The following is a 3,276-nucleotide window of genomic DNA, read 5'->3' on the forward strand; positions in this document are numbered from 1 at the left end:
CGCTGCGTGCGCTCCAGTCCGCGAAGATGATGATCGATGCGCAGGTCCGTCAGCGCATCCATCATCATCTTCGCGGACTGGAGCGCACGCAGCGCGTCATCCGGACGGGCCACCGGCGCGCCGAAGACGGCCATCAGCCCGTCACCCAGGAACTTGTCCAGCGTGCCGCCGCAGGTGAGCACCGCGTCCGACATCCGCCCGAGCACCTGGTTGAGCACCCCCACCACCTGCTCCGGCGGCAGGCTCTCCGCCAGGCCGGTGAAGTTGCGGAGGTCCGCGAACAGCAGCGTCACCTCGCGCTTCTCGCCGGTGAGCACCACCGCGTCCGCGCTCTTGAGGATTTCCTCCACCACCGCGTCGGACGTGTAGCGCGCGAACAGCTTGCGCATGCGCTCCGTCTCGCCCGTGCGGCGCACCACGCTTTCGATGCGCGCGGCCAATTCGTCCATGGACGCGGACTTGTTGACGTAGTCATCCGCGCCGGCGCGCAGGCCGCGCACGCGCTCCGCCTCCACGTCGTTGGCGGTGAGGATGATGACGGGCACCGCGTGGCTGGGGCCTTCCTTCAGGCGGCGGCACAGCTCCACGCCGTCCAGGCCGGGCATCTCCAGGTCACTGAGGACGATGACGGGCTGGATGCGGCCCATGCTCTCCAGGGCCTCGAACGGGTCCTGGAAGCAGAGGACCTCGTAGCCCAGCGCCACCAGGCCCTCCTGCACGAAGGCGCAGGCCAGCGGGCTGTCGTCCACCACCACCACGCGGCGGCGGCCGTCGGAGGAGGGACGCGGCAAATCCTGCCGCCCGGCGATGCGGTTCTGCAGCCCCAGCGCCTCGTAGATTTGCTTGTAGGTGCAGTGGCCCAGCTCCACCAGGATTTCGCCCAGCTTGCGGCCGTCGCGGCGCTGACGCGCGAGCGCCTCGTCGAGCTGCGCCAGCGTCACGTACTTGAGCCCCACCAGCAGCTCGCCCAGCGCGGGCTGCAGGGGGCTCTTGTCCTGGTGCAGCCCGAGCGCCTCTCCCAGCGCGTCCTGAATCTGCTCCCGCGTGACGTAGCCCAGGGAGATGAGGGCTTCCCCCACGCGCTGCCCGGTGAGGGCCTGGAGGGCGAGCGCCTCCTGCACCTGGCTGGGCGAGACAATCCCCAGCTTGAGCAGCAAGTCACCAAACAGGGGGCTGGGAGCACTCATGGTGGGCGAGCGTACCCCACACCCCCCACCCACGGGGAGCCCGGGACTCATGGACGCCCGCGCGGCGCCACCACCCGGAGGTCCATCCGGCGGTTGGCCTCGCGTCCGTGGGAGGTCTCATTCGACTCGACGGGCTTGTCCGGGCCGAACCCCCACGCCTCCAGCCGGTCCGGCGGGACACCCCGCGCCACCAGGTAGTCCCGCACCGCCTCCGCGCGCGCCAGCGTCACCTCCCGCTGCACGTCCGATTCCCCGCGGTTGTCGGTGTGGCCCTCGATGGCGATGACGCCCAGCCGCGGGTGCAGCAGCAGGACTTCGGCCACGTTGTCGAGCGCCGGCTGGACGCGCGGCTGGAGGGTGGCGGTGCCGGGCGCGAAGGTGATGCGCTCCAGCAGCTCCAGCCGGTCCGGGCGGATGACGACGCGCTGCTTGCGCGCCGCCGGGCAGCCCTGGTTGTCCAGCGCGCCCCGCTCGCGCGGGCAGTTGTCCCGGTGGTCCGCCACGCCGTCGCCGTCCACGTCCCGCTCCGGGCAGCCCCGCAGCGAGGGCAGGCCCTCCTCGTCGGGACAGGCGTCCTCTTCATCCGGCACGCCGTCCCCATCCGCGTCGCGGACGGGGCACCCCTCGCGCGAGGCGGGGCCGGGCTCCTCCGGGCACTTGTCCGCCGCGCCCTCCACCCCGTCGCGGTCCGGGTCGTCGACGGGGCAGCCTCGCCGCTCCAGCAGGCCGAACACCCGCGGGCAGGCGTCCTTCGCGTCCTCCACGCCGTCCTCGTCCGAGTCGCGGATGGGGCAGCCGTCCCGCGAGGCGGGCCCGGCGCGACGCGGGCACGTGTCCAGCGCGTCCTCCACGCCGTCCCCGTCCGTGTCCTTCGCGGGGCAGCCCTGGAGCCTCGCGAGCCCGCGGACGGTGGGGCAGGCATCCTCCCCATTGCGGACGCCGTCCCCATCCGCGTCCAGGCCCGGCTCCAGCGCGGGCGCGTGCCGGCAGCCCGGGGCGGCCATGGCCAGCACGGCGGCGAGCAGGGCCAGTCGGTGGAGTGCGCGCGTCTTCATCCGCGGAACCAGAGCGCAGCGAGTGCGGGCTGTCCAGACGCTCACGCTGGCAGGGGCAGCTCCACGGTGAAGGTGGAGCCCTTGCCCGGCTCGCTCGCCAGGTGGATGCGGCCGCCGTGGGCCTCGACGATGCGCTTGGTAATCCACAAGCCCAGGCCCAGGCCCTTGAAGTGCTGCACCGACGCGGAGCGCTCGAACTGCTCGAAGATGCGCCCCTGCTCCTCCGGCGACACGCCGATGCCCTCGTCGCGCACGGACAGCCGCGCCACCGGGCCCACCGCGTCCACCTCCACCGTCACCGGCCGGCCCGCGCCGTACTTCGCCGCGTTGGTGAGCAGGTTCACCAGCACCTGCTCCAGGCGCAGCCGGTCCCACTGCCCCGTCACCGGCCGGTCCAGCAGCAGCCGCACCTCGTTGCCCGCCAGCGCCAGCTCCTCGGACATGCGGCCCACCAGCTCGCGCGTCAGCGCCGCCAGGTCCACCTCCTCGCGCTTCAGCCCCAGCCGCCCCGAGCTGAGGCGCGACACATCCAGCAGGTCATCGATGAGCAGCCCCAGCCGCTGGCCCGCCTTCGCCGCCCGCTCCGCGCGCTCCGCCAGCCCGTCCACGGCCATGGCGTCCCGGGCCATGCGCGCCAGCAGGTGAATCTGGAGCTGGAGCGCGTTCAGCGGCGACTTCAGCTCGTGCCCCGCCACCGACAGCAGCTCGTCCCGCGCCTTCACCGCCTGCGTGGCCGCGCCGTACAGCCGCGCGTCTTCAATGGCCAACGCCGCGCGCGCCGCCAGGCTCTCCAGCAGCGCGCGCTCCTCCACCGAGTACTCGCGGCCCCGCGCCTCGCGCATCACCCCCAGCGTGCCCAGCACCCGGCCGCGCACGCCCAGGGGGACGACGATGACGCTGTGGGGCCCGTAGCGCTGGAGGAAGGGCATGCCCTCCGGCACGCGCTCATCGCGCAGGTCCTCCGCCTGGAGGCGTGCGCGGCGTTGGCCATTGAAGACGCGCGGCTGTACGGCGCGGCCACGCAGGCGGTGAAG

General features: G+C 73.2%; 3 protein-coding genes. All 3 read right to left on the reverse strand.

Annotated features, from left to right (window positions below; all coding sequences use genetic code 11):
• Positions 1–1,187, reverse strand: a 1,187-nt coding sequence (locus tag HV824_RS35320; protein ID WP_176425229.1) for a response regulator, incomplete at its 3' end; no start/stop codon positions are given.
• A gap of 47 nt (positions 1,188–1,234) precedes the next feature.
• Positions 1,235–2,242: an OmpA family protein gene (locus HV824_RS35325; protein ID WP_217918026.1), complete on the reverse strand. Its 1,008-nt coding sequence runs from the start codon at positions 2,240–2,242 to the stop codon at positions 1,235–1,237.
• Positions 2,243–2,283: 41 nt separating this feature from the next.
• On the reverse strand, positions 2,284–3,276 hold a 993-nt coding region (locus HV824_RS38010), incomplete at its 5' end, for a HAMP domain-containing sensor histidine kinase (protein ID WP_303623454.1).

The sequence above is a fragment of the Myxococcus sp. AM009 genome, assembly GCF_013372605.1.
Lineage (GTDB): Bacteria > Myxococcota > Myxococcia > Myxococcales > Myxococcaceae > Myxococcus > Myxococcus vastator.